At 32.6% G+C, this 26,531-nt stretch carries 20 protein-coding genes, 2 tRNA genes and 1 pseudogene; 11 read left to right on the top strand and 12 right to left on the bottom strand.

The window, feature by feature from the left end:
• The first annotated feature begins 38 nt into the window (after positions 1-38).
• Complete coding sequence (ilvY, locus tag EW093_RS12710; RefSeq protein ID WP_149568778.1) at positions 39-929, top strand: HTH-type transcriptional activator IlvY; 891 nt, start codon at positions 39-41, stop codon at positions 927-929.
• Here ilvY and EW093_RS12715 read toward each other — a convergent pair.
• From EW093_RS12715 to EW093_RS12735, 5 genes are all read right to left on the bottom strand, one after another.
• Positions 880-1,560, bottom strand: a complete 681-nt coding sequence (locus EW093_RS12715) for an energy-coupling factor transporter transmembrane component T family protein (RefSeq protein ID WP_149568779.1) — start codon at positions 1,558-1,560, stop codon at positions 880-882. The two genes, ilvY and EW093_RS12715, sit on opposite strands and share 50 nt — an antisense overlap.
• Positions 1,548-2,291: an energy-coupling factor ABC transporter ATP-binding protein gene (locus tag EW093_RS12720; RefSeq protein WP_149568780.1), complete on the bottom strand. Its 744-nt coding sequence runs from the start codon at positions 2,289-2,291 to the stop codon at positions 1,548-1,550. The genes EW093_RS12715 and EW093_RS12720 overlap by 13 nt, the downstream gene beginning before the upstream one ends.
• A complete protein-coding gene (locus tag EW093_RS12725) occupies positions 2,284-2,841 on the bottom strand; it encodes a biotin transporter BioY (RefSeq protein WP_149568781.1) in 558 nt (185 codons plus the stop codon). Before EW093_RS12725 ends, EW093_RS12720 begins: the two co-directional genes overlap by 8 nt.
• 4 nt (positions 2,842-2,845) lie before the next feature.
• Positions 2,846-3,724, bottom strand: a complete 879-nt coding sequence (locus EW093_RS12730; RefSeq protein WP_149568782.1) for an HTH domain-containing protein — start codon at positions 3,722-3,724, stop codon at positions 2,846-2,848.
• A gap of 640 nt (positions 3,725-4,364) precedes the next feature.
• A tRNA-Met gene (locus EW093_RS12735) sits at positions 4,365-4,437 on the bottom strand.
• Between the two features lie 186 nt (positions 4,438-4,623).
• Between EW093_RS12735 and EW093_RS12740 the strand changes: the two genes are divergently transcribed.
• Together EW093_RS12740 and EW093_RS12745 are read left to right on the top strand one after the other, a co-directional pair.
• A complete protein-coding gene (locus tag EW093_RS12740) occupies positions 4,624-4,896 on the top strand; it encodes a response regulator (protein WP_149568783.1) in 273 nt (90 codons plus the stop codon).
• Between the two features lie 5 nt (positions 4,897-4,901).
• Positions 4,902-5,225 (top strand): helix-turn-helix transcriptional regulator, encoded by a 324-nt coding sequence (locus tag EW093_RS12745; protein ID WP_149568784.1) that lies wholly within the window; start codon positions 4,902-4,904, stop codon positions 5,223-5,225.
• Between the two features lie 22 nt (positions 5,226-5,247).
• On the opposite strand, the gene EW093_RS12750 is transcribed toward EW093_RS12745, so the two are convergent.
• Both EW093_RS12750 and EW093_RS17855 read right to left on the bottom strand, forming a co-directional pair.
• Entirely contained in the window at positions 5,248-6,513 is a 1,266-nt protein-coding gene (locus EW093_RS12750) for a sensor histidine kinase (RefSeq protein ID WP_281283523.1), read from the bottom strand.
• Positions 6,505-6,849 (bottom strand): annotated as a pseudogene (locus EW093_RS17855) (7TMR-DISMED2 domain-containing protein); the annotation flags it as partial. The pseudogene EW093_RS17855 and the gene EW093_RS12750, both read right to left, overlap by 9 nt.
• Before the next feature lie 299 nt (positions 6,850-7,148).
• Between EW093_RS17855 and EW093_RS12755 the strand changes: the two are divergent.
• The 6 genes from EW093_RS12755 to EW093_RS12780 all read left to right on the top strand — a co-directional run bounded on the left by EW093_RS12755 (position 7,149) and on the right by EW093_RS12780 (position 16,264).
• A complete protein-coding gene (locus tag EW093_RS12755; protein WP_149567391.1) occupies positions 7,149-8,306 on the top strand; it encodes an IS4 family transposase in 1,158 nt (385 codons plus the stop codon).
• Positions 8,307-8,429: 123 nt separating this feature from the next.
• On the top strand, positions 8,430-10,001 hold the full coding sequence (locus tag EW093_RS12760; RefSeq protein WP_149568786.1) for an ATP-binding protein: 1,572 nt from the start codon (positions 8,430-8,432) through the stop codon (positions 9,999-10,001).
• Entirely contained in the window at positions 9,998-11,566 is a 1,569-nt protein-coding gene (locus EW093_RS12765; RefSeq protein ID WP_149568787.1) for an ATP-binding protein, read from the top strand. The genes EW093_RS12760 and EW093_RS12765 overlap by 4 nt, the downstream gene beginning before the upstream one ends.
• A complete protein-coding gene (locus tag EW093_RS12770; protein ID WP_149568788.1) occupies positions 11,563-13,131 on the top strand; it encodes an ATP-binding protein in 1,569 nt (522 codons plus the stop codon). The genes EW093_RS12765 and EW093_RS12770 overlap by 4 nt, the downstream gene beginning before the upstream one ends.
• Positions 13,128-14,696 carry an ATP-binding protein gene (locus EW093_RS12775; protein WP_149568789.1) on the top strand — a complete coding sequence of 523 codons (1,569 nt, stop codon included), beginning with the start codon at positions 13,128-13,130 and terminating at the stop codon, positions 14,694-14,696. Before EW093_RS12770 ends, EW093_RS12775 begins: the two co-directional genes overlap by 4 nt.
• The gene (locus EW093_RS12780; protein ID WP_149568790.1) at positions 14,693-16,264 is read left to right on the top strand and encodes an ATP-binding protein; all 1,572 of its coding nucleotides are present in this window, start codon (positions 14,693-14,695) and stop codon (positions 16,262-16,264) included. The genes EW093_RS12775 and EW093_RS12780 overlap by 4 nt, the downstream gene beginning before the upstream one ends.
• Positions 16,265-16,421: 157 nt before the next feature.
• Here EW093_RS12780 and EW093_RS12785 read toward each other — a convergent pair whose 3' ends face one another.
• The 3 genes from EW093_RS12785 to EW093_RS12795 form a co-directional block, all read right to left on the bottom strand.
• Positions 16,422-18,350 (bottom strand): InlB B-repeat-containing protein, encoded by a 1,929-nt coding sequence (locus tag EW093_RS12785; RefSeq protein WP_149568791.1) that lies wholly within the window; start codon positions 18,348-18,350, stop codon positions 16,422-16,424.
• Between the two features lie 13 nt (positions 18,351-18,363).
• Positions 18,364-20,127, bottom strand: a complete 1,764-nt coding sequence (locus EW093_RS12790; RefSeq protein ID WP_149568792.1) for an InlB B-repeat-containing protein — start codon at positions 20,125-20,127, stop codon at positions 18,364-18,366.
• 364 nt (positions 20,128-20,491) lie between these two features.
• Positions 20,492-20,564 (bottom strand) — tRNA-Met (locus EW093_RS12795).
• 64 nt (positions 20,565-20,628) lie between these two features.
• Here EW093_RS12795 and EW093_RS12800 point away from each other — a divergent pair.
• Positions 20,629-21,543 (top strand): aldose 1-epimerase, encoded by a 915-nt coding sequence (locus EW093_RS12800; RefSeq protein WP_149568793.1) that lies wholly within the window; start codon positions 20,629-20,631, stop codon positions 21,541-21,543.
• Positions 21,544-21,659: 116 nt separating this feature from the next.
• On the opposite strand, the gene EW093_RS12805 is transcribed toward EW093_RS12800, so the two are convergent.
• Complete coding sequence (locus EW093_RS12805) at positions 21,660-22,181, bottom strand: hypothetical protein (protein ID WP_149568794.1); 522 nt, start codon at positions 22,179-22,181, stop codon at positions 21,660-21,662.
• Between the two features lie 82 nt (positions 22,182-22,263).
• On the opposite strand from EW093_RS12805, the gene EW093_RS12810 reads away from it, so the two are divergent.
• On the top strand, positions 22,264-24,144 hold the full coding sequence (locus EW093_RS12810; protein ID WP_149568795.1) for an AMP-dependent synthetase/ligase: 1,881 nt from the start codon (positions 22,264-22,266) through the stop codon (positions 24,142-24,144).
• A gap of 55 nt (positions 24,145-24,199) precedes the next feature.
• On the opposite strand, the gene lon is transcribed toward EW093_RS12810, so the two are convergent.
• A complete protein-coding gene (gene lon, locus EW093_RS12815; protein ID WP_149569614.1) occupies positions 24,200-26,494 on the bottom strand; it encodes an endopeptidase La in 2,295 nt (764 codons plus the stop codon).
• Positions 26,495-26,531 lie beyond the last annotated feature (37 nt).

The following is a 26,531-nucleotide window of genomic DNA, read 5'->3' on the forward strand; positions in this document are numbered from 1 at the left end:
GAATTGGATTTTTATTAATTTTATGTAATCCTATTAATATGGATATAAGGGAACTTAAACTTTTTCTAAAATTAGCTGAAACACTACACTATGCAAGAACAAGCCAGGTAATGGCTATTAGTCCATCGGCACTAAGTCGAACAGTACAAAGGTTAGAGGACGAGGTTGGAGAGAAGTTATTCGAACGGGATAATAGGTCTGTAAGTTTAACACCCCAAGGTGCACATTTTAGGGATTATGCAAAGGATGTAATTGAGAGATGGAGTATTTTACAGGAGACCCTTCAGGGTGAGTCTGATGTTGTTAGTGGTGAGATAACGGTATACTCTTCGGTAACAGCGTGTTATGAAATCCTTCCTCCAATTTTAAAGAAACTTAGGGAGTTACATCCAGATGTTCATTTAAACCTAATAACAGGATCTGTTAATGAGGCCTTTGCCCAAGCAGGGGAGGGGGTTGCAGATATAGTTATTTCCGCAGAGCCTGATAACCTACCAGCTACCCTTGAGTTTTTTCCAATAATCTCCACTCCTATGGTATTTATTGCACCTAAGTTTGATGAGAATTTTAAAGTAGATATAACTAGTAGCGATTTTGATCCTACCCAAACAGAACTTATACTTCCCAATAAGTCTCTATTTAGAAAGAGAATTGATGATTGGTTTTTCGAAAGAGGCATTAAACCTGAATCCTACTCTGAAGCCTCTGGGAATGAGGGTATATTAGCCATGAGTAAGTTAGGTTTTGGAGTTGGTATAGTTCCTAAGGTTGTTGTGGATCACTCCTTCTTTGGTTCTGAGATGACGGTTGTTGAGTCTGATATGAAGCCCTTTAATGTTGGTCTTCTAATCCAGAAGAGACGACTCTCTAACCCAATAGTTAAGGCATTTTTAGATATATCAAATATGGTAAAAGAACCAATAAAATAAGTGTAAAATTAATGTTCCTATCCTCTATATCCTCTTTAATCCATCCGTTATAAGACCTTGAGTCCATAGCTTTAGAGATGGTATCAGCCTTTTTGAAAGTTTCAATTAATAGGGGAACAAGGAGTCCTTTAACTAAGTTTAGAGGGTTTCTTTTTATATAAACTCCCCTAGATCTAGCAGATAGCTCAATCTCTTTCCATGTAATTAAAAAAGTAGGAATTAGGTTTATAGTTAGGCTTATATTTTGGGCTAATCTTCTACTTCTAACTATATTGTAGATTCCTGGGGATATCTCATTTGGTCTAGTACTGCCTATAAAAATAGTTCCAAGTAGTAAAATATCTCCAATTCTTAAAATATAGATTAGTGCACCTTTTACAGATAATTGAAGTATCGATATTATTACACCTAAAATAATTAGATATTTTATATCCTTAAATAACATTTTTATACTTAGAGTGGTTATAAAGAAACCAGATAAAATCAGTATGGAAAAATAGGATAATATAAAAATGTTTCCCTTTGATATCATATATGAGGATAACATAAGAAGTATAATTTTTACTGTAGGGTGGGTCCTATGAATAGGAGAGTCTCCCTTTTTGTAAATAAAGATATTCAATTCAGCCATGTCATATCTTCTATTCTATCTTGAATAGGTCGTCTAATATTATATCTCTCAACACACTCAATAAGATCTTTAGGTTCCCCATCTTCTACAATTTTCCCACTATCCATTATTATTAGTCTATTCCCATAACTGGCTATTTTCTCAAGGTCATGTGTTATAATTATTACAGTATATCCCAACTCTTTAAGCCGAATTAAACTCTTTGTTACACTTTTTACCCCAGGGAAGTCTAAACCTATAAATGGTTCATCAAAGATAATTACCTCAGGTTCCATTGCCAAAACTCCAGCAATAGTCACTCTTTTTTTCTCCCCCCCTGAAAGGGTAAAAGGGGCTCTCTCCCTAAGATGGGATATTTCCATCTCCTTAAGGGCTGTTTCGACTACTAATCCTATCTTTTCTCTACAAAAACCAAGGTTTTTTGGGCCAAATGCTATATCGTCATAGACTGTTAGGCCTATTATTTGACTATCCGGATTTTGGAAGATCAATCCAACTTTTGTTTTTAAAAAGTTATCCTTTTTATAACAATCAATACCACTATAGAAAATAGTACCCTTTTTAACAGGGTACAAGCCGTTTAAATGTTGCATAAGAAGGGTCTTTCCAGACCCATTAGCCCCAGCTATTATTAGGAAGTCCCCTCGGTTTAAGGTAAAACTGACCGAGTCTACTCTTTTAATTCCATTAAAGCTCTTTGTAATATTTTTAACTTCTAATAGATTACTCATTGGATAAAAAAGGATCAACCTTCCCTTTAAATAGCTGTATAAATGTTATTGCAAGGGCTATTTTAATTAGGTCTGGTATTAGAAAAGGTGTTACACAGTACTTCATGGTTGTTGCAAAATCCCACAGAGGTTTATTATCCACTGGTGCTATTACATTGTTATATACATACATAGCCCAGGGAATACCTACAGCATATAGGGTTATTGATCCTATTAAAACCGCAACTATTCTAATTATTAAATTTCTGTTATATGCCAGGGATGAAATCAACATTAAAGGTATAAAACCAAATATAAATCCTCCTGTTAATCCTACTAAATGACCAAGGCCTCCCTTTCCATTGGAGAATACAGGTAGACCTATTGCTCCTAATAAAACGTAGGTTGATATTACAATTAGAGATTTTTTGGGCCCTAGTAAAAGTGCTATTAACACTATAAAAAAGTTAGTTAATACTATAGGTACAGGACCTATAGGTAGTGAAATATAGGCTCCTATAATCACTAAAAATGTAGAAGCTGCTATTATAACAATATCCTTTGTCTTCATTAATTTAATCCTCCTGGGTTGAATCCCCAATATATATATTTTTTGAACTATCAAATGTTCTAAGTTCCAATGTTCCTAATCTGTCTATTTTATTAACTAATCCCTGGTATCTAATATTTTTAACCAAAAATGTGTGGTTAAAACCTATAATATCAAGCTTTTTTATATATAGGGGGAGTATTTGACCTGGATTTGATAGAAGATCCTTTATTCTAAACTTAATTTTCTCTAGTATCTCCCTTCTGGGAATTTTAAAACCTGTATAGATTCCAATTCCGACTGTTACCCAACTTACCTTGTTACTAATTACCGAAAAGTCGTGTAAAATACCTGATATTTTTATATTATTAGACCATGTCTCAAATGGCCAACGACTCTGTATAGGGATTTCAAGCTCCTTACTTAATATTTCATTTATAGCTATAACCCCAGCCATAGGAGGTAGGTTTACATCCTTTAGAGCTAGATTGTTCGGTTTTACTATTATGGTAAAGTAGAGGCCTCCTAGGGGGCTGTTAAACCTACTACCATCCTTACTTATTCCAGACTCCTGCTCTTCGGTTAAAACCACGCTCCAATTTTTAGCCTTACCTAAATGGATTAGATCCCTAGCTAGGAACATTGTAGAGTTCATACTCTTTTTATAGATGTAGAGTTCCTCATCCTCTTTAAACTCCATTGGTAGTAGAAGATCTTCCTCCTGTATTAATTGATAACCGTTATTGGTTTTCTCTATATTATACCCTTGGGATATAAGGCTATTTATATTTTTCCATATAGCAGTTCTAGATATTCCTATCTTACTACTTAAAAGCTCACCAGAAATAGGAGCGGGATTCTGTTTTAAAATATTTATAATCTGTGTTTTACTGTTAACCTTCATTTGTTTAAAGGTTAACGAAAAGAGGGAATTGTTTCAAGAGTATAATTTAAAATTAAAGTAGCAGGGGTAGGACTTGTCTTCCATTCGTCAGCATCCTGCTTCCTCATTACAGACACCTTCGTTCACTGTCGTCGACGTCCTGTCGACTACTCCTCCCTAGGGTCGGCGTTCACTTCGTTTCAAGTCCATATAATTAATGAAAGTAGGTTATAAATAAAAAAAGAGATAACCGTAAAAGATTATCTCTTGTAATAGCAGGGGTAGGACTTGTCTTCCATTCGTCAGCATCCTGCTTCCTCATTACAGACACCTTCGTTCACTGTCGTCGACGTCCTGTCTACTACTCCTCCCTAGGGTCGGCGTTCACTTCGTTTCAAGTCCATATAATTAATGAAAGTAGGTTATAAATAAAAAAAGAGATAACCGTAAATGATTATCTCTTGTAATAGCAGGGGTAGGACTTGTCTTCCATTCGTAAGCATCCTGCTTCCTCATTACAGACACCTTCGTTCACTGTCGTCGACGTCCTGTCGACTACTCCTCCCTAGGGTCGGCGTTCACTTCGTTTCAAGTCCATATAATTAATGAAAGTAGGTTATAAATAAAAAAAGAGATAACCGTAAAAGATTATCTCTTGTAATAGCAGGGGTAGGACTTGAACCTACGGCCTTTGGGTTATGAGCCCAACGAGCTGCCAACTGCTCCACCCTGCGTCGTTTCGAGAACTAATATAATAAACTTCTATACAAATGTCAACTATAATGACTTTTATATCTATAATTCCACAAAATGGTTATAGGATTATTTACAAAATTAAAAAAAATCATACTATAGTATTATAATTATTGTATTATCAAATTGAGGGAAAATAATGGCCAAATATTCAGTTCTAATAGCAGATGATGAAAAAAACTCCAGAGAAAATCTGGTTAAACTTTTGCAATGATTACAAAGATATTGAAATTAAAGCTCAGTCAGCAACAGGTGATAATGCACTTACTCATTTAGAACAAAGATACTTCGATTTGGCTTTCATTGATATCGGAATACCAGGAAAAACAGGTGTTGAGGTTGTGCGAGAAGCAATATCTAGGGGCATTAAACTGCATATATTATTTTTGTTACGGCATTTTCCCATTATGGGGCAGAAGCATTCGAACTTGGAGCTATAGATTATTTGTTAAAGCCTGCTTCTGAACAGCGATTAAAAACAGCTATGGATAAGTTTTTAATTTATAAAAATTCTGGTAATTCAACAAGAGAGATGACCATGGAACAGGCTCTTAAGTGTAAATACAATTTAACCAAAAAAGAGATTGATATTTGTTTACTTATTAAAAATGGTTTAATAAGGGAAGATATTCAGAACAAACTTAATCTTTCAACACCAACATTAAAAACCCATTTAACCCATATATACGAAAAAACAGAATTAAATAACAACAGAGAGGGGAGGGGAGATAAATTTTCCCAACTCCTCTACCTGTTGTTTAATCTATAGTTTTACCTAGGGTCACTGAAGGTTATTCGTGCAATAATATTCTGTTTTTCCTGGGGCATAATAAGATTAGAGTCCTTAATATACCCTTTAATCTGTTAATAATATTACCAAGGGATCTTGAGTAATCTACGTGTCCCAGCTTATCCATAGCTAAGTTAATAATTTCAAGATGAACTATTCCATTAATTGAGTGTATTTTTATTTCAATTTCTTTTTGTTCCATTTTATTTAAACTGTATTTAAATGCATTTTCAGCAGGGGGTTGAAGTATAAATGGAGGAACAGGAATCTTTGATAATTCATCATCAATATTGTAAATAATTTCCAATATATCAGGCCATCGTAGCTTCATTAAATCCAAATAATTTTTTAAAAAATTAACCTCTTCCTGTAGTTTAACAATTCTCTTATCGTTGAATTCGGTAATAAAGTGGTAGTTATCAGATAGTAATTGTAAGCTTTCCATTGCACCCTTTGGGGACTCTAGTATTTGGTTAAAAATAATATTCATTGAGTTAAATAAGAAGTGGGGCTTCATTCTATTTTGTAATATTCGGTTGTTTGCATCAATTAATGCTTCCTCTGCTTCAAGTTTCTTGTTCTGTATCATTAGAACTCTATCACCTAATGCAAAGGCCAATAATATTGACTCTACAACGGTTCCAAAATATATCGCATACTCTGTTAGAATATTATCTGGAAGCACATGCACCCTTCTTAGGGTTGTAGCTGCGGAACCTACAATTAGAAATATCCAGGCAACTATATAAAATCTTGCGGGCCTGTAACCCTTTAGGGATATGTATAATCCAGATAAAAATAGTAGCATTATTCCATAAAAGAAGCATAGGGTCGTAAAATTAATAATAATTTCCGAAAGTGGTAACATGAATAAAAGAATATTTAATATAAATATTATAATTGTAATGTTATATACTTTTAGAAGTTTTGAACTATAGGTTTTTACTGATAAAAATGACTTTGCAAAAAAGAGTACAAACACAAAGCTTAAAGACATAAATATATTGTAGTCTTTAGATAAAAACCAATGCCAATTAGGCCATAGGTAATATCTACCAAATCCTTCAACTGTAATGTCATACATTAACATGAAAAATATGTACAAAAAATAATATAGGTAATTTCGATCTTTGGTACTAATAAAAACTATAAGGTTGTAAAGTGCAATGGATATAATAGCTCCAAATACCCAAAAAAGGATTCTTTCATCCCTTATATTATCCTGAAAATAATTTAAAGCTCCGGTAATTTTTAGGCCTGTATGCATTTTTGATCTACTATCCACAGAAACATAGATATCAACTGGTTCATTAGCATTTAAGTAGACTTCGAAGGCTGGGCTTCTATGACTAAACTCTCTTTCTGAAAATTTAACATCACTTCCTGCTGAATCTATAACTATTTTGCCATTAGGAAACATTGCATAAAAATTTAGTCTATCTGCCTTTGTCCACCTACTAAAGATAATCCATGACCCACTTTCTTTAGCCTGTATCCTATAGCGTTCCCATACTCTACTTTTGGTTATTCCATGATCAAATTTAGTTTGAGTACTAAATTCCATATTGTAGATAGTATCTATAGAATATTCTCTATTTTCATCAAATAGCCACTGCCCTTTGTTTCATAATTTTTTTATTTCATATTTATTAGTGATTTTTTTGAGTTTCTAGTGAATTTAAATTGGTAGTAAGAATTATAATTAAAAATAATAAGTAATTTTTTTTGCATATTGATATTATGAGTCAACACTTTTATTTATATCAAGCTTTTTTTATTAAAAATTCTTTTATAGTCTATCATAGCTGTCCAAAACAAAAAAACTACAATTTAAGTATTTTATAAAAGTAATCTCCAAGGTATAATCTAAGTACCACACAAAGCACACACAAGGAGATTACTATGAGTTTTCATGATACTATTTTTCGACAAATACTACAATTAATTCCGAGATATGAATTTGAAAAAATTGTAAAATCAGAAAAAGGAGACTTCGCGAATAAAGGATTTTCCTGTTGGAACCAGTTTTCAGCAATGCTATTTGCTCAATTAAGCGGACAAACAGGTCTAAGGGGAATTGAGAACGGTTTAGAGCTTCAAAGTAAAAAGCTGTATCATTTAGGGATATCCAAAACTAAACGCTCAACGCTCTCTTATGCAAATAATAATCGTCCAAATGAGATCTATGAAAAACTATTTTACTCTTTATTATCAAAGCTTCATAGTAAACATAAAAATCATAAATTTAGATTTAAAAACCCACTTTATAGCGTAGATGCGAGTACTATAGATCTTTGTCTGAGCATGTTTGATTGGGCTCATTTTAGGAAAAAGAAGGGAGGAATTAAACTCCATGTGACATTAGATCATTCCAGTTATATTCCCTCATTTGTTACTGTGACGGATGCAAAAGTACATGAATCTAATGAAATTAAAAATGTTCCTTTTAAAAAAGATGATGTTATTGTTTTTGATAGAGGGTATACCGATTACCAATATTATTCAGATTTAGGTGAAGAAGGTATTTATTTTGTTACAAGACTGAAGAAAAATGCCAAATATTCTGTGCTTGACGATAAAGACGTTTCAAAGTATGAAAATATACTGTCTGAAAAAATCATAGTTTTTGATAAAATAATATCTAAGAAAGGAAAGCCTCTAAAACTGCGGCTTGTTGAAAGTTATGATCCTGATTTGAAGAAAAGTATAACACTAATTACAAATCACTTTTCATGGTCCCCCAGAACTATTTCAGCAATATATAAAGATAGATGGCAAATTGAAATTTTCTTCAAAACAATTAAGCAAAACCTAAAAATTAAAAGCTTTTTAGGAACAAGTCGAAATGCGGTTCTAACTCAAGTTTGGATCGTTATGATTTCGTTTCTGATATTGAAATATATGGAATTTCAATCTACTTTAGGTTGGACTGTATCTTCAATAATGGCTATATTATCTACGATATTATTTGCAAATCTAAACTTAATTGATTGGTTAACAGTCCCGCCTGATAAACAAGCTCCACAGAAAAGTTATCTGCTACAAAAGGAGTTGTTTTGATTGTATTGGACAGCTATGATAGTCTATATTTAAACAGGAAAGGTGTCTGAATTTAGAGAACGTAAACTAAATTGCATTTAACAGTTGGTTAATGTATAATAAAAGCATCCTGGAGTAAATAGAATGAAAAATCTACCTATTGGTATAAGTAATCTAAACATGATAATAGAAAATAATCTTGTTTATGTAGATAAAACAGAAATTGCTTATAATTTAATTAAATCTCCTGGGCGTTATTTTTTATCTAGGCCTAGACGTTTTGGTAAATCCCTGTTCCTGGATACTTTAAAGGAGATATTTGAAGGTAATAAAGATCTTTTTAAAGGCCTTTTTATTTACGACAATTGGGACTGGGACAAAAAATATCCTGTTATAAAAATTGATTTTGCAGGTGGTTCTGTAAAGAACATTAAAGATCTTAATAATAAAATCCAGGCAAATATTAACCATTATAAAAACCTGTATAATATCCAGTTAAATGAAACAGGTATATCCAATCAATTTAATGAATTAATATTCAAAATTCAGGATAAATTCTCATCTAAGGTTGTTGTACTAATTGATGAATATGATAAACCTCTTTTAGATAATATAGAAAATCCTGAAATGGCAATGGAAATTAGGGAAGGCTTAAAGAATTTTTATTCTGTATTTAAAGAACAGGATGCTAATATTCAGTTTGTATTTTTAACTGGTGTTAGTAAATTCAGTAAAGTTAATATCTTTTCTGGAATTAATAACCTTGAGGATATTACACTTAATAAAGATTATGCAACAATTTGTGGCTATACTCAAAATGATCTAGAAGTTTACTTTAAGGAACATCTTGAAGGGGTTGATAGGGAACTACTAAAAAACTGGTATAACGGTTATAATTTTCTAGGCAATGGGTATGCATCTGCTGTATATAATCCCTTTGATATATTACTTTTTCTAAGTAATGGTAAGACCTACAGAAATTACTGGTTTGAAACAGAGACACCCACTTTTTTAATTAAATTACTCAAAAAAAACAATTATTTTTTACCTGACTTATCTAATGTTGAAGTTGGAGAAGAAATATTAAGTTCCTTCGAAATTGATTCGATATCAATTATAACTTTACTTTTCCAAACTGGGTATTTAACTATTGATAGTGTTGATGATAGTATGGGAAAACAGTTTTATAGTCTAAAAATACCTAATAATGAGGTAAAAATAGCCTTAAATGATTATATAATTACTGCTTACACCGATCTTAATGAGCAAAAAACTCCGATACAAAAAAGTACTTTTAGTGCCTTAAAAAGTGGGGATTTTAAAAGCCTTGAAAAAACGATAATTAGACTTTTTGCAGGGATTCCATACCGAAACTTTACAAAAAACAAGATGTATGAATACGAGGGTTATTATGCCTCTGTTCTCTATGCCTTCTTCTCTGCTATAAACTGTGATGTAATACCTGAGGATATTACAAACCATGGACAAGTAGATATGACTATTAAACTTGGTAGTACTATTTGTGTTATGGAGATTAAAACCACTACTAATTTTGAACCAAATTCCCAAAACCTTGCCCTAAAGCAAATACAGGATATGGATTACGCTAAAAAGTACCTAGGAATAACGAACACCACCACAGTCTATGAACTAGGCCTAGTCTTTGATATGGATAAACGAAACTTGGTTCAGTTTGATTGGAGAATAAGAAGATGAAAAACCTACCTGTTGGGATAAGTACATTATCTAAATTGCTAGAAAACAATATGGTTTATGTCGATAAAACAGAAATTGCATACAAACTTATACATAAAGCTGGAGCATATTTTTTATCTAGGCCTAGAAGATTTGGTAAATCTTTGTTCCTAGATACTTTAAAGGAGATATTTGAAGGTAATAAAGATCTATTTAAAGGTCTTTTTATTTACGATAATTGGGACTGGAATAAAAAATATCCTGTTATTAAAATTGATTTTGCAGGTGGTTCTGTAAAGAACATTAAAGATCTTAATAATAAAATCCAGGCAAATATTAACCATTATAAAAACCTGTATAATATCCAGCTAAATGAAACAGGTATATCCAATCAATTTAATGAAGTAATATTCAAAATTCAGGATAAATTCTCATCTAAGGTTGTTATTCTAATTGATGAATATGATAAACCCTTACTTGATAATATCGAAAATCCTGAAATGGCAATGGAAATTAGGGAAGGCTTAAAGAATTTTTATTCTGTAATTAAAGAACAGGATGCTAATATTCAGTTTGTATTTTTAACTGGTGTTAGTAAATTCAGTAAGGTAAATATTTTTTCCGGTATTAATAACCTTGAGGATATTACACTTAATAAAGATTATGCAACAATTTGTGGCTATACTCAAAATGATCTAGAAGTTTACTTTAAGGAACACCTTGAAGGGGTTGATAGGGAACTACTAAAAAAATGGTATAACGGTTATAATTTTTTAGGCAATGTGCATACATCTGCTGTATATAATCCCTTTGATATATTACTTTTTCTAAGTAATGGTAAGACCTACAGAAATTACTGGTTTGAAACAGGAACTCCTACCTTTCTAATTAAACTGTTCCAAAAAAACAATTATTTTCTACCTGATCTTAATGACATAGAAGTTGGAGAAGAAATACTTAGTTCCTTTGACATTGATAATATTGAACCTACAACCCTACTGTTTCAATCTGGTTATTTAACTATAAAGGAAGTAACCACTGTTATGGGAAGGTTAAAATTTAAGTTACAGTTTCCAAATTTCGAAGTAAAAACATCATTTAATGAATACCTTATAAATGGTTATACTTTTTATACCACCCAGAAGATGAAATTAGAGGAATCCATATATAATTCTTTACAAAGTGGCTCCTTTGATACACTAGAAAAAACTATATCCCGTATTTTTGCAGGGATTCCATACCGAAACTTTACAAAAAACAAGATGTATGAATACGAGGGTTATTATGCTTCTGTTCTCTATGCCTTCTTCTCTGCTATAAACTGTGATGTAATACCTGAGGATATAACAAACCATGGACAAGTAGATATGACTATTAAACTTGGTGACACTATTTGTGTTATGGAGATTAAAACCACTACTAATTTTGAACCAAATTCCCAAAACCTTGCCCTAAAGCAAATACAGGATATGGATTACGCTAGAAAGTACCTAGGAATAACGAACACCAAAGTCTATGAACTAGGCCTAGTCTTTGATATGGATAAACGAAATTTGGTTCAGTTTGATTGGAGAATAAGAAGATGAAAAACCTACCTGTTGGGATAAGTACATTATCTAAATTGCTAGAAAACAATATGGTTTATGTCGATAAAACAGAAATTGCATACAAACTTATACATAAAGCTGGAGCATATTTTTTATCTAGACCCAGAAGATTTGGTAAATCTTTGTTCCTTGATACTTTAAAGGAGATATTTGAAGGTAATAAAGATCTATTTAAAGGTCTTTTTATTTATAATAATTGGGACTGGGACAAAAAATATCCTGTTATAAAAATTGATTTTGCAGGTGGTTCTGTAAAGAACATTAAAGATCTTAATAATAAAATCCAGGCAAATATTAACCATTATAAAAACCTGTATAATATCCAGTTAAATGAAACAGGTATATCCAATCAATTTAATGAATTAATATTCAAAATTCAGGATAAATTCTCATCTAAGGTTGTTGTACTAATTGATGAATATGATAAACCTCTTTTAGATAATATAGAAAATCCTGAAATGGCAATGGAAATTAGGGAAGGCTTAAAGAATTTTTATTCTATATTTAAAGAACAGGATGCTAATATTCAGTTTGTATTTTTAACAGGTGTTAGTAAATTCAGTAAAGTTAATATCTTTTCTGGAATTAATAACCTTGAGGATATTACACTTAATAAAGATTATGCAACAATTTGTGGCTATACTCAAAATGATCTAGAAGTTTACTTTAAGGAACATCTTGAAGGGGTTGATAGGGAACTACTAAAAAACTGGTATAACGGTTATAATTTTCTAGGCAATGGGTATGCATCTGCTGTATATAATCCCTTTGATATATTACTTTTTCTAAGTAATGGTAAGACCTACAGAAATTACTGGTTTGAAACAGGGACACCAACTTTTTTAATTAAATTACTCAAAAAAAACAATTATTTTTTACCTGACTTATCTAATGTTGAAGTTGGAGAAGAAATATTAAGTTCCTTCGAAATTGATTCGATATCAATTATAACCTTACTTTTCCAAACTGGGTATTTAACTATTGATAGTGTTGATGATAGTATGGGAAAACAGTTTTATAGTCTAAAAATACCTAATAATGAGGTAAAAATAGCCTTAAATGATTATATAATTACTGCTTACACCGATCTTAATGAGCAAAAAACTCCGATACAAAAAAGTACTTTTAGTGCCTTAAAAAGTGGGGATTTTAAAAGCCTTGAAAAAACGATAATTAGACTTTTTGCAGGGATTCCATACCGAAACTTTACAAAAAATAAGATGTATGAATACGAGGGTTATTATGCCTCTGTTCTCTATGCCTTCTTCTCTGCTATAAACTGTGATGTAATACCTGAGGATATAACAAACCATGGACAAGTCGATATGACTATTAAACTTGGTAGTACTATTTGTGTTATGGAGATTAAAACCACTACTAATTTTGAACCAAATTCCCAAAACCTTGCCCTAAAACAAATACAGGATATGGATTACGCTAAAAAGTACCTAGGAATAACGAACACATCTGTTTATGAACTAGGCCTAGTCTTTGATATGGATAAACGAAACTTGGTTCAGTTTGATTGGAGAATAAAAAGATGAAAAACCTACCTATTGGAATAAGTAATCTAAGTATGATAATAGAAAATGATCTGGTCTATGTAGATAAAACAGAGACCGCTTTTAAATTAATTAAATCTCCAGGACGTTTTTTTCTATCTAGACCCAGACGTTTTGGTAAATCTTTATTCCTTGATACTTTAAAGGAGATATTTGAAGGTAATAAAGATCTTTTTAAAGGCCTTTTTATTTACGACAATTGGGACTGGGACAAAAAATATCCTGTTATAAAAATTGATTTTGCAGGTGGTTCTGTAAAGAACAGTAAAGATCTTAATAATAAAATCCAGGCAAATATTAACCATTATAAAAACCTGTATAATATCCAGTTAAATGAAACAGGTATATCCAATCAATTTAATGAATTAATATTCAAAATTCAGGATAAATTCTCATCTAAGGTTGTTATTCTAATTGATGAATATGATAAACCCTTACTTGATAATATCGAAAATCCTGAAATGGCAATGGAAATTAGGGAAGGCTTAAAGAATTTTTATTCTGTAATTAAAGAACAAGATACTAATATTCAGTTTGTATTTTTAACTGGTGTTAGTAAATTCAGTAAGGTAAATATTTTTTCCGGTATTAATAACCTTGAGGATATTACACTTAATAAAGATTATGCAACAATTTGTGGCTATACTCAAAATGATCTAGAAGTTTACTTTAAGGAACATCTTGAAGGGGTTGATAGGGAACTACTAAAAAACTGGTATAACGGTTATAATTTTTTAGGCAATGGGTATGCATCTGCTGTATATAATCCCTTTGATATATTACTTTTTCTAAGTAATGGTAAGACCTACAGAAATTACTGGTTTGAAACAGGAACTCCTACCTTTCTAATTAAACTGTTCCAAAAAAACAATTATTTTCTACCTGATCTTAATGACATAGAAGTGGGAGAAGAAATACTTAGTTCCTTTGACATTGATAATATTGAACCTACAACCCTACTGTTTCAATCTGGTTATTTAACTATAAAAGAAGTCACAACTGTTATGGGAAGGTTAAAATTTAAGTTACAGTTTCCAAATTTCGAAGTAAAAACATCATTTAATGAATACCTTATAAATGGTTATACTTTTTATACCACCCAGAAGATGAAATTAGAGGAATCCATATATAATTCTTTACAAAGTGGCTCCTTTGATACACTAGAAAAAACTATATCCCGTATTTTTGCAGGGATTCCATACCGAAACTTTACAAAAAACAAGATGTATGAATACGAGGGTTATTATGCCTCTGTTCTCTATGCCTTCTTCTCTGCTATAAACTGCCATGTAATACCTGAGGATATTACAAACCACGGCCAAGTAGATATGACTATTAAACTTGGTGACACTATTTGTGTTATGGAGATTAAAACCACTACTAATTTTGAACCAAATTCCCAAAACCTTGCCCTAAAGCAAATTCAGGATATGGATTACGCTAAAAAGTACCTAGGAATAACGAACACATCTGTTTATGAACTAGGCCTAGTCTTTGATATGGATAAAAGAAATTTGGTTCAGTTTGATTGGAGAATAAGAAGATGAAAAACCTACCTGTTGGGATAAGTACATTATCTAAATTGCTAGAAAACAATATGGTTTATGTCGATAAAACAGAAATTGCATACAAACTTATACATAAAGCTGGAGCATATTTTTTATCTAGGCCTAGAAGATTTGGTAAATCTTTATTCCTGGATACTTTAAAGGAGATATTTGAAGGTAATAAAGATCTTTTTAAAGGCCTTTTTATTTATAATAATTGGGACTGGGACAAAAAATATCCTGTTATAAAAATTGATTTTGCAGGTGGTTTTGTAAGAAATAGAGATGAACTTGATGTAATACTTAAAGAAAAATTTAATGCTATTAAAAAATATCATAATATTTCTATAGAATCTGAAACTGTTTCAGGTATATTCAGTGAGACAATTGGATCTCTTGCATCTAAATATTCTTCTAAAGTTGTTATTCTAATTGATGAATATGATAAACCCTTACTTGATAACATTGAAAATCCTGAAATGGCAATGGAAATTCGTGATGGATTAAAAAGCTTTTATTCTGTAATTAAAGAACAAGATACTAATATTCAGTTTGTATTTTTAACAGGTGTTAGTAAATTCAGTAAAGTTAATATCTTTTCTGGAATTAATAACCTTGAGGATATTACACTTAATAAAGATTATGCAACAATTTGTGGCTATACTCAAAATGATCTAGAAGTTTACTTCAAGGAACACCTTGAGGGTGTTGATAGGGAACTACTAAAAAACTGGTATAACGGTTATAATTTTTTAGGCAATGTGCATACATCTGCTGTATACAACCCCTTTGATATCCTACTTTTTATTAGTAATAATAGAAGTTACAGAAATTACTGGTTTGAAACAGGGACTCCTACTTTTCTAATTAAACTATTCCAAAAAAACAATTATTTTCTACCTGATCTTAATGACATAGAAGTGGGAGAAGAAATACTTAGTTCCTTTGACATTGATAATATTGAACCGACAGCCCTACTTTTTCAGTCAGGGTATTTAACTATAAAAGAAGTCACAACTGTTATGGGAAGGCTAAAATTTAAGTTACAGTTTCCAAATTTCGAAGTAAAAACATCATTTAATGAATACCTTATAAATGGTTATACTTTTTATACTACCCAGAAGATGAAATTAGAGGAATCCATATATAATTCTTTACAAAGTGGCTCCTTTGATACACTAGAAAAAACTATAACTCGGATTTTTGCAGGGATCCCATACCGAAACTTTACAAAAAACAAGATGTATGAATACGAGGGTTATTATGCCTCTGTTCTCTATGCCTTCTTCTCTGCTATAAACTGCGATGTAATCCCCGAGGATATAACAAACCACGGCCAAGCTGATATGACTATTAAACTTGGTAACACCATTTGTGTTATGGAGATTAAAACCACTACTAATTTTGAACCAAATTCCCAAAACCTTGCATTAAAGCAAATACAAGATATGGATTACGCTAAAAAGTACCTAGGAATAACGAACACCACTATCTATGAACTAGGCCTAGTCTTTGATATGGATAAAAGAAACCTTGTACAGTTTGATTGGAATGTAAGGGGGAATTAGAATATTTAGAAAATATTTTAGCTAGACTAAAAAATTATTACAAGGATGCATCTTTAAATGTGTATAAAGAACATAATATGATAATATCCGAAATAATTATTTAATATATATTAAAGGGGGGGCAAAAGCCCCCTAATTAAAATGATATATTATATTACTAAAAAGATTGAACAGCCCGAACCGGATAATTTATGTTCTTAGGGTGGGAGCCCTGACCGCCAGTGACTAATGACTGGACCAACGCCAAGGAATCATTGTTCTCGGACGACGACCAATAGTAAACACCGGTAAACCCACCAACAGCTGCCTTGTTCAGATAAAGCTTATTTAACTCATCTTTTGACGCTAAATACCAATCATCATAAGTTACTCCATCCTCTACAGTTGAGTATTCATAACAAAGTCTGGCTGCATAACTTAATACGTTTCCCTGATTATTTACTATTGTTGTTGTATTTCCCTGGCCCGTTCCAAGTGCCGTTCCGGTTGCCCCGATTGCTATATCATGTTGGTGGGCCCATTGTATTCCAGTACTTAAGTCTGCTGTCGATGCAATAAGTCCGTGGGTTTCACCAGATACATACCCTGGATCACCAGATTGCAGAAAATATGCAATAATCCCTCCCTGAAATGGCATACCTACATAAGGAGCTCTATACACCACCACTGTCTTTGATAAAGTATTTACTGTAACAGTTACATTTTCAGCATTTCCAACAGTAATATTTGAAATAGTTAGTGTTCTTGTAGCTCCTGTTCCAGTTAATGTACTTTTTGTTGCTCCTGTTAAGGTTATATCATCGACTGTAATTGCACCTGGATCAGTACTAAATGTTAGGGTTAAGCTAGCTGTATCTGTAGTTCCTGATACACCGTCATTTTGTGTTACACTGTTAAGAGCAAGCCATTTAGGGTATAAAGTAACATTAGTACTTACCTGAGTAGATGATGTATACTCTGTTCCTCCACCATTAATTGCACTAAACCAACCAACAAATACATACCCATCCCTAGTAGGGTTTGTTGGTAATGAAATTGTTCCGTTTGGTGCAATTTCTTGGGATGGAACAGTAGTTTCTTCACTAATACTACCTCCATCTAGATTAAACTGCACAAGATAAGGGAAAGTTATAGGTCCTATTACATTACTTGGAGCGGAATCTCCAATACTATTGGAAGCTACTAGTCTAAAGTAAATTGTTGAACCTCTATTTTGAGTTATTATCATTGTTTGAGTTCCCCCATCGAAATCTATCCTGGGAGAAAAATCATCATTTTCAGAGAATGAGAAATCTAAACGGAATTTTTTCTCATTATTTGAGTTATCACTCCATGTTAATAAAAGTTTCCCTACATTTAGTTCTGTAGAAGGAGATAGTGTTCCTTGTAAGTTACTTGGTGCTATAGGTTTTTTATTAAAGTCATCTTCTGTAAGATTAATTGTTGATTTACTTATTAAGCCACACTCTATTTGAACAATATCTGTATAGATGCATAAATCCTTATAGTTTTCATCTTGTAGGTATAGTGAAATTTTATATGTTCCCTTATCAAGGGTGTCATTTGTATAGTTAAATGTATTTGTAGCTATATCAACCTCTTCATCGTATATAATAGATATTGGTTCGGCTATTGTACCAAATCTCAAGTCATATTTTGCAACAGGTATTGTTGTTGGCCAGTTAAAAGTAATATCAACGGTACCTTTACTTGTAGTGTTACTATTAGTTATTGTAAAACTTAGGGTTACAGGGGAATCTCCAAGGACTTGGTCTGTTAAAGTGTTACTACCAAATAAATTATCATCATTTTTAATAGCTTCAAGTTTAAACTCCCAGGTTCCTTTTTCTAGGGTAAGAACCGCTGTGGATAAATTTGTGTAAGTTCCAAGTAATTCTTCGGTCTCTCCGGTTTTATTTCCATATAATTTATACTCTTTAATATCTGCACTAGGCATAATTGTTCTTGAATTATCTAATGCAATAGTTACATTAACTAAGTTGCTTTCTTCAGTTTGGAATAGATTACAACTGAATATCGATATTAATAATAACAATGAAGTTAGTATTTTTGTATGTATCTTCATTTATTTCTCCCTTTTAGTTTGTAATGGTTACTCTGAAATTTTTTGAATAATACTGACCATCAGTATCTTTTATTAACAGTGTGAATAATTGAGTTCCGATATCATTTGACGAAACGTTTATACTTATGCTCTTGCCCCAAAACGTTCTTCCATAATAATCTTCATCTCTGTAGTTCCACTTGTAGTCAGAATCATTATCAGAAAATATTTCTGCAACCGATAGTTCCATAGTGTCTCCAACTTTGTAGGTATCCTGTAGACCGATAATAGTTATGGTTTTGTCTACAGTTCCTTCTATGGTTACTCCTACTGTTTGGTTCGGGGAAAATTTAGCATAGAATACTTTGTTTCCTGTGGAACCTTGTGCTATAGATGTAACTACAGAATCAGAGAAGTCATCAGTGGTGTACCAACCGTTAAAAGTGTAGTTTGTTTTAGTAGGGTTTAGTAAGGTAATTGTATCAGTCTCTACAGTGTAAGTTGCTGGGTTAGCAGCATTAGTACCATCATTTAGGTTATAGGTAATAGAGTAGGTTATAGGGGTGAATTTTGCATAGAATACTTTGTTTCCTGTGGAGCCTTGTGCTATAGACGTAACTACAGAATCAGAGAAGTCATCTGTGGTGTACCAACCGTTAAAAGTGTAGTTTGTTTTAGTAGGGTTTAGTAAGGTAATTGTATCGGTCTCTACAGTGTATGTAGCTGGGTTAGCAGCATTAGTACCATCATTTAGGTTGTAGGTTATATCGTAGTTTATAGCAGAATACTTAGCAAATAAAGTAGTATCCATAGTTACTACATCTGTGGAAAAATTCCATTTATTTGTGTAAGAATCTTCTTTGTACCAGTCTATAAAAGTATACCCATCTTTTACAGGTTCAACTGGAGCAGTAATTTTTTCATTTTCCTCTTGTGTAATGTCAGAAATTACAGATCCACCATTTGTATTAAATGATACCTTGTATTCATTAGGTGGAAGAATTTCCCATTTTGCAAATAAAGTTGTATTTTCAGTAACTTTATCAGTAGAAAAATTCCATACGTTAGTTAAACTATCTTCCTTGTACCAATTAATAAAGGAATATCCATCCCTTGTTGGGTTAGAAGGAGAAGAAATTGTAGAATCTTTTGGAGCTTTTATACTGGAAACATTAGTTCCTTGATTACTATTAAATGTAATAGTAAAGTATTCTATTTTATACGATGAACTTGAAACAGAACTATTATTCATTCCATCTTTAATTCCAATAGCCTTAATTGTAATCTCTGCACCATCATTCTTTATTTCTATAGGAGAAGAGTATAAAGTTGAGCTACTAGTTGGTTCTTCATTGTTAAGTGTATAATAAATAGAGCAATTCTCAGTTTCTGAAGTTAAAGAAACTGTTATATCAGAGTTGTAAGTACCCTCAGTAACAGAGAAGGTTATATTCTTTACAGATTCAGCAGCTTCTTCTTTTAAGGTGTAGTTAAAAATTGTCATTGCACTGGAAAGATAACCATCCTTAATTGCAATAGATTTAATTGTTAAATCTTTGTCTAAAAGTATTGGACTAGAATAAACAAAGTCATCAACTGTTGGTTCTTCATTATTTAAAGTGTAATAAATGGTTACCCCATTGGTTTCACAACTTAACGTTATTTCCTTTTGTTCTGAATACTCTCCAGGTTCTAGAGAGGATTTTACACAGGCGATACTTTCATCAATATCTGGGTTACAGGATAGAATTAGCAATGATGAAAGGAAAATAAAAATCATTTTAAAATATAGTTTCATTATTAACTCCTTTTTTTATTAAAATTAAATTAATAATGAAAATTGGGAATCATCTTAAAGTATTAAGCTATAAAAAAAAATAGGATGTTTATAATACTAAAGTATTAATATGGGAGTAAAAAATTAGGTTATAAATAAAAAAGAGATAACCGTAAAAGATTATCTCTTGTAATAGCAGGGGTAGGACTTGTCTTTCAATCGTCAGCATCCTGCTTCCTTTTTTCAGACACCTTCGTTCACTGTCGTCGACGTCCTGTCGACTATTCCTCCCTAGGGTCGGCGTTCACTTCGTTTCAAGTCCATAATATACTTTAGTAATTATTTATAACAAAAAAAGACAACCTTATTGGATTGTCTTATTAAATAGCAGGGGTAGGACTTGAACCTACGGCCTTTGGGTTATGAGCCCAACGAGCTGCCAACTGCTCCACCCTGCGTCGTTTCGTTAAGTAATATACATAAGCCTTGAACTATAGTCAATACTCTTTTAGAATATATCCTATGATTAAACGAAATATAATAGATGGACAGGAAGTTATTACGCTTTCTGCAGGAAAAAATAGCGTATCTGTAGTAAAGAGCTTAGGTGGAATGATCTACGAGTTAGAATTAGATGGTAAAGATGTACTCTTTTCAGATAGGCATAGTGAGCTAACAAAAAATGATCTATTTAGAGGGCGCTTGTTATTTCCATTTAACGACAGAATCCCAAAGGGTGAGTACTGTTTTGACGGAAAAACCCATGCTTTCCCTTTAAATTGTGATGGAAAGGATAGTATCCATGGACTAATTTACAATAGAACAATGGATGAAATTAATACAAAAGAGGATGAAAACACTACAACATTAACCCTAGAAACAGTAATAGATAACTCCGAATTTAAGGGTTATCCATTTAAAATAGGTCTGAATATTAACTATATCATTAGTAATAATGGGTTTAAGATGGATTTCAAAATATTTAATCCAGGGGAGAGCCAGGCTCCCTATGCCTTTGGTTGGCACCCATACTTTACCTTTGGAAATGTTATAGATCTAGCTACTCTACAGTTTGACTCCAATGAGTATTACGATGTTGATGAAAATCTATATTATAAGGGGAACCACTATAGTGTTAAAAACACAGAGTATGACTTTTCAAGCCCTAGGGTAATAGGTGATATGGAATTAGATATTGCTATAAGCCTTAAAGATAGGGGAGAGTTTGTATTAAGTGACTGTTGTAAAAAAATAGAGGTAAACTTCTCAAAAGATCTCTTTCCTGCACTTCAGTTATTTATACCAGATGATAGGTTATCAATAGCTGTAGAACCTATAACTGGGCCATCGGATAGTTTTAACTACCCAGAAGCTGGTCTTAAACTAATAAACCCAGGTGAAGAACACCTAGGTTATGTAGAGGTTAAATTAGGCTGAAACCTTCTCTAATGGAAGAGTTAAAACCGCATGGGTCTCATCGGAGGCCCTAAATATTCTTAGTTGATTAGGGTCTAACCCCATCTCCTTTAACATCATAATCATCATTGCTATACCTAACCCTGCCCCTCTGATGAGTCTGCAAGAAGGGTAAAAGCCTCTGCTACATTATCAAAACCCTTTACTAACTCGAATTTCTCTTTAATTCTGTTCTCTTCAATCTCAGTTAATGGCACATTGTTTAATATACTTAGATCAATGGATTTATCATTCTTTTTTATTTGGAATTTAATATATAGGCCATGTTCCTTTTTTGTTTCATGGTATTTATCCATATTGGAAAATGCCTCATCCTTAAAGTTTTCCATTCCCTTATTATAGTGTTCACTATCCTCAATATTTAGCTGCTTATCCTTAAAATAGCTTCTTTTTGTATTTGCTCTACAAGCATTTCCAGCTAATTCGTGGATACAGTAAGTTAATTGACTAGTTAGATGCTCTAAGTCAGTCTGTTTTAGATACATCTCTACAATTTCATCAATATAATTTCTCTCTTCTGCGAGATATTTATATATTGTAAGAGTCAACCTTTTTGAGTTATCTATAGCGTATGTAATATGAGAATTATTTTTATCCATAACCTATAATATCATAGAATTTTAATACGTAAAATAAAAAATAACCCTTGTTATTCCTACCTTTCAGTATTAAAGTCTATATATGAGTAATACGATATCGCAAATTCTTAAAGATTATGCAACAAAATACAAGGATTACCCTTTGCAGTATATAAAAAATAAGCAGGGTGAATTTGAAGAAGTATCCTATAGTGAGTTCTATAATAAAACATTGGTTTTAGCAACAGCACTTACTGGATTAAATGTAGTTAAAGGTTCAAAGGTCGGAGTTATCTCCGAAAATAGGGGTGAGTGGTTATTAATAGATCAAGCACTAGCTGCACTTAGGGCCGCAAATGTTCCAAGGGGAGTAGATGTTACAAAGGGAGAGTTAGAGTATATTTTAAACTTTGCCGAATGTGAAACTGTTTTTGTTGAGAATAAAAATCAATTAGATAAAACTATTGAAGTAATAGATAAGCTACCTAATGTAAAGAACATTATTATAATTGAAGGTGATAAGATTCAGATCCCTGGAAAGAGTTTATATACATTTGATGAACTTTATAATCTAGGTCTTGGTAAGGATTCATCCTTTGTTGAAAAGTCCATTGATAGTGGGGAGAAGGATGATTTAGCTACTATAATTTTTACTTCCGGTACTACTGGAGACCCTAAGGGGGTTATGTTAAGTCAGTATAACTTTGTTCATCAAACTAAACAGATAGACTCAAAAATACATCTTACACCTGGTAAGGATATTTGGTTAACAGTTTTACCTGTTTGGCATAGTTATGAAAGGGCCATACAGTATATAGCACTAGCTTCAGGTTCAGCATTAGCCTATTCTAAACCTATTGGGTCTGTAATGTTAAAGGATTTTGAAACCCTTAATCCAACCTGGTTAGCATCTGTTCCCAGAATATGGGATGCCCTTAAAACAGGGATATATAAAAAGGTGAATACAGGCAGTAAGGTATCTAAATCTCTATTCCACTTTTTTACTAAAGTCTGTATATACCATAGACATAAGACAGATACTCTATTAGGGCTTAATCCAAGATTTACCCATAGCTCTAAGCTTATAGATAAGTTATTTGCAATACCAGCATGGGTTGTTTTTGCCCCATTAAATGCCCTTGGTAAAGTCTTAGTTTTAAATAAGATTAAGTCCAAATTTGGAAACAGATTTGTTGCTGGTATTAGTGGTGGCGGGTCCCTTCCTGCTCATGTTGAAGAGTTTTTTAGTGCAGCAGGTATTCTACTCCTAGAGGGTTATGGATTAACTGAGAGTGCACCTATAATTGGTTTAAAACATCAGGATAAACCTGTTCGTGGTACAATTGGAACTCCATTTGGTTGTGAGTTTCAAATAAGGGACGAAGAGGGTAATATCTTAACTCCAGGACATAAGGGTGTTTTATATGTTCGGGGTGAACAAGTAATGCTTGGTTATCTTAAGCGGGATGATCTTACAAAAATTGCTATTGATAAGGACGGTTGGCTAAATACTGGGGATATAGCAATAGAGAGTCTTGATGGTGAATTTAGAATTGTTGGCCGAGAGAAGGATACAATAGTTTTATTAGGTGGTGAGAACCTTGAACCTGGACCAATAGAGAGAAAACTAGGTGAGTCTATGTATATTCAGACTCCTGTTATTGTTGGTCAGGATAAAAAGTATCTATCTGCCTTAATAGTTGTTGACATAGATACAATTAAATCCTTTGCTAATGATAATAATATAAGCTACTCCGATGAAGAGGCTCTATGTGAACTTCCTGAGATAAGGGAGATGATAAATGATGAAATTAATAGACTTGTATCAGTAGAAAATGGCTTTAAAACCTTTGAGAGAATCTATAAGTTTAAACTCTTAACTAAACCCTTTGAAGTAGGTAAGGAGTTAAGTGGAAAACAGGATTTAAAACGTCATGCTATAGATGAAATTTATAGAGATGAAATAGACGAACTCTTTAAGTAACTCTTTAAACTTTAAATAATAAGAAGGCCTCCTGTTATAATGGAGGCCTTTTAATTTATAATAAAATATCAATAACTTCTTTCATTAGAGTCACAGGATAAAATGTGATACCCTTTTTTACCTTCTCTGGAATTTCATCTAAATCCCTTTCATTTTGAATAGGTATTATTATATGCTTAATTTTATTTCGCCTTGCAGCAATAACCTTCTCTTTTAATCCACCAATAGGAAGAACCTTCCCAGTTAGGGATAACTCTCCTGTCATGGCAAAACCCTTTTTCACCTGCTTATTTTTAGCTAGGGATAAAAATGTTGTAGCCATGGTTATACCAGCTGAAGGTCCATCCTTAGGTGTTGCTCCCTCGGGAATGTGCAGATGGATAGTATTTTTTTCAAAGAAGTCAGGTTTAACCCCATAATCCTTAGCTATACTCTTAATATATGTATATGCAAGGTTAGCAGACTCCTTCATAACATTCCCCAACTGTCCTGTTAGTTGTAGGGCTGTTTTCCCAGGGGTTTTAACAGTCTCAATAATTAGGGTATCTCCACCGTAGTTAGTCCATGCAAGGCCTATTGCCATACCTGGCTCTGTAACCTTTTTAACCTCTTCATCCCTAAAATATGGTTTTTTAAGATACTCCTCTAAAACATCAGGTGTTATCTCTATAGGCAGTTCTGGCTTTTCTAATATAATCTTCTTTACAACCTTTCTATTTATCTTATCAAGGGCGTGTTCAAAGGTTCTCATACCAGCATCCCGTGCGTAGCCCTCTCCAATAGCCTTAAGAGTCGCATTTGGGAATTTTATTTGAGATTTTTCTAAACCGTGTTTTTTTATAGATTTAGGTATAAGGTATTTTTTAGCAATCTGTACCTTCTCATCTAATATATATCCAGATAACCTAATTATCTCCATTCTATCTAGTAGGGGTTTAGGTATAGTATCTAAACTATTGGCTGTTGCTATAAATAGAACATGGGATAAATCAAATGGTAGGTCAATATAGTGGTCCCTAAATGCGATATTCTGTTCTGGGTCTAAAACCTCTAATAAAGCAGAGGATGGATCTCCCATTGGGCTAGAACTAAGTTTGTCTATTTCGTCTATCATAAAAACAGGTGCCTTTGTTTTTACAATTTTAAGACCTTGAATTATCTTACCGGGCATAGAACCAATATAAGTTCTTCTATGACCTTTAATTTCAGCCTCATCCTTCATTCCACCAACACTAAACCTAAAAAAGTTTCGTCCCATGGATCTGGCAATTGACTTACCTATCGATGTTTTTCCAACACCCGGAGGACCAACTAGGCATATAATAGAACCCTTAGTATCATTTTTTAACTTTCTTACAGCTAAATACTCTAGAATCCTCTCCTTTACATCATCTAAACCGTAGTGGTCATGGTCTAATATCTTTTTACCCTTTTTTATATCAATGTTATCTTTTTTAGGATCACTCCAGGGTAGACCAATTATTGTCTCTAAGTAGTTCCGTGTTACAAAAAACTCCGAGGAACTAGGGTCCATTAGAGAGAACTTCTCTAACTCCTGTTCAACCTGCTCCTTAGCCTCATCCTTAAGATCTAATTTAGCTATTGCCTCTTTAAACTTAATAACATCACTACCCTTACCATCTGCAGGCTCACCTAACTCTTTTTTAATAGCCTTCATCTCTTCCCTAAGGAAGTACTCTTTTTGGTTCTTCTCTATCTTCTCATTTATCTGGTTAGATATCTTTTTCTGAATCCTTAAAAGATCCTGCTCTTTTTTAATATATATTAATACAGCCTCTAGTCTATCCCTTATATCAAATGTACTTAAAATCTGCTGTTGTTGTAGTCTATCAATGTTTAAAATTGAGGCGATGAAATCCGCAATTTTACCAGGTTCATCAATATTAACCATATTAAGACGAACCTCTTCAGATAGAATATGGTTATCATCTGTTATCTGTTTCATCTCAGAGATTAGTGACCGGGTTAAAGCCTTAATCTCTACATTTTTTTCTACTACTTCATCTATATATTTTACACTTGCTATAAGTGGATCCTCATCAATAAAAAAACTTGTAACTTCAAATCTTTTAATTGTGGATATAAATATATTAATACCACCATCTGGAAGGTTTACCTTTTTTACAATTTTGGCAACTGTTCCTATATTAAATAAATTCTCAGGGGAAATGTTATCATCTGTATCATCTATTAATAATAAAAGTCCAATTACCTTATCTCCTAACATAGCATCTTCAACTACTTTTATATCCTCTTGGGAGACAATTAGTATAGGGGAAAAAATGCCTGGAAATATAGGTTTACCCTGTAGTGGTATTATGGGAAGCATAGCCGGTAGATTTTTATCTTCTGGAATTATATCTTTT

Origin of the sequence: Thiospirochaeta perfilievii, assembly GCF_008329945.1 — a bacterium.
Lineage (GTDB): Bacteria > Spirochaetota > Spirochaetia > DSM-2461 > DSM-2461 > Thiospirochaeta > Thiospirochaeta perfilievii.